This window comes from Streptomyces sp. NPDC039609 (assembly GCF_055596705.1).
In genome coordinates this window covers 1-1,467 of sequence record NZ_JBVIUJ010000039.1, presented here as the reverse complement: position 1 = coordinate 1,467, position 1,467 = coordinate 1, and the positions used below count along the sequence as shown (strand labels likewise).

1 protein-coding gene and 1 pseudogene are annotated in these 1,467 nt (G+C 68.2%); one reads left to right on the top strand and one right to left on the bottom strand.

The features are described from left to right. Positions 1-66: 66 nt before the first annotated feature. Positions 67-918 carry a serine hydrolase gene (locus ACZ561_RS40075; protein ID WP_471005091.1) on the bottom strand — a complete coding sequence of 284 codons (852 nt, stop codon included), beginning with the start codon at positions 916-918 and terminating at the stop codon, positions 67-69. Positions 919-1,062: 144 nt separating this feature from the next. Between ACZ561_RS40075 and ACZ561_RS40070 the strand changes: the two are divergent. Next, positions 1,063-1,467 (top strand): annotated as a pseudogene (locus tag ACZ561_RS40070) (hypothetical protein); the annotation flags it as partial.

The window sequence follows — 1,467 nt, the reverse complement described above, 5'->3', positions numbered from 1 at the left end:
CCGTGCTCTACACGATCCTCGCCGTCGTCAGGAGGCTCCTGGATCTTCTCGGCCCGGCCTCCCCCGTCAACTCGCCGCCAGATCCCTGTGGATGACCTTGGCCACGGCCTGGATGGTGGCGATGCCGTAGTTCATCGTGCTGTTGCCGTGGGACAGCACGGTCATCACGTAGTCGTGGCCGCCGCCCTTGAACGCGCCGACGCTGTGCACCCGCCAGCCGTTGGTGGAGCGCTGCAGCCAGCCGTTCTTGACGGCCACGGTGACACCTGAGGGCACCCCGTACGGGGTGCCCCAGCGCTGGGACGAGACGACCTGGCCCATCAGCTTGATGATGTAGGCGCGGGAGTTGTCGCTGAGGACCGCGTTCTTGGCGGTGAGGAGCTTCAGCAGCTTCTGCTCGTCGGTGACGGTGATCTGCGTCAGACCCCAGTAGCCGTTCGCGCCGGGCTTGGTCTGCGTCATGCCGGCGGCCGCGAGGAAGTTCTTGATCTTCGTCATGCCGAGCTGCTTCCACAGGGTGGAGGTCGCAGCATTGTCCGACTTGGTGATCATCGCCTTGGCGAGGGTGTTCTCGCGGTCGGTGAGGTACCGGTTCGTCTTCTTCGCGTCCCACAGCAGCGTGGCGAGGACGGTCACCTTGACGATGCTGGCCGAGTCGTAGGCGGAACTCGCCCGCAGGGTGCAGGTCGTGTTGGTGCTGCGGTCGTAGAGGCCGACGGCGACCGTGCCCTTGCGGGTGGCGAGCGCGGCGGTGATGTCCTTCTTCAGCTTGGCGGCGAGCCCCGCATTGGCGGACGTGCAGGTCACGGCCGGAGCAGCGGCGGAGGCGGGCGTGGCGGTGGCGACGAGCGGCACGAGAACGCCCGTACCCACGGCCGCCGCCAGCACTCTCGCGCGGCGGGATATCCCAGAAGTCATGCACCACATGACTCCCGGACGGGAGCGAATGGTTGTAGGTGTGGCGAAGTCTTGTGCGAGTCGTTACCGGAGCCTGCCCGGTTTCACAGGCGGCGGCCAGCTCCGGCACAGCGGCCTCCCACCGTGGCCGCCCACCATGCTCGGGTGACATCAGCCACCGAAACCCAGCTCCGCACCGCCGGGCCCCCGCCGGTTCCGCCGAAGGACGCCGCCCCCGCGCCGCGTTGGTCCCTTCCCGCGCTGCTCGCGGTCCTCGCCCTGGCCGCGGTGCTGTACTCCTGGAACCTGTCGGGAGCCGGCCTCAACAGCTTCTACAGCGCCGCCGTGCTGAGCGGCACCGAGAGCTGGAAGGCCTGGTTCTTCGGCTCGCTGGACTCCGGGAACTTCCTCACCGTCGACAAGCCGCCGCTGGCGCTGATGGTCATGGGCCTGTCCTGCCGGGTCCTCGGCTACGGCACCTGGCAGATGATGGCGCCGATGATCGTGGCGGCCCTGGCCACGATCTGGATCCTGCACTCCTCGGTGAAGCGGGTGTTCGGGCACGCGGCG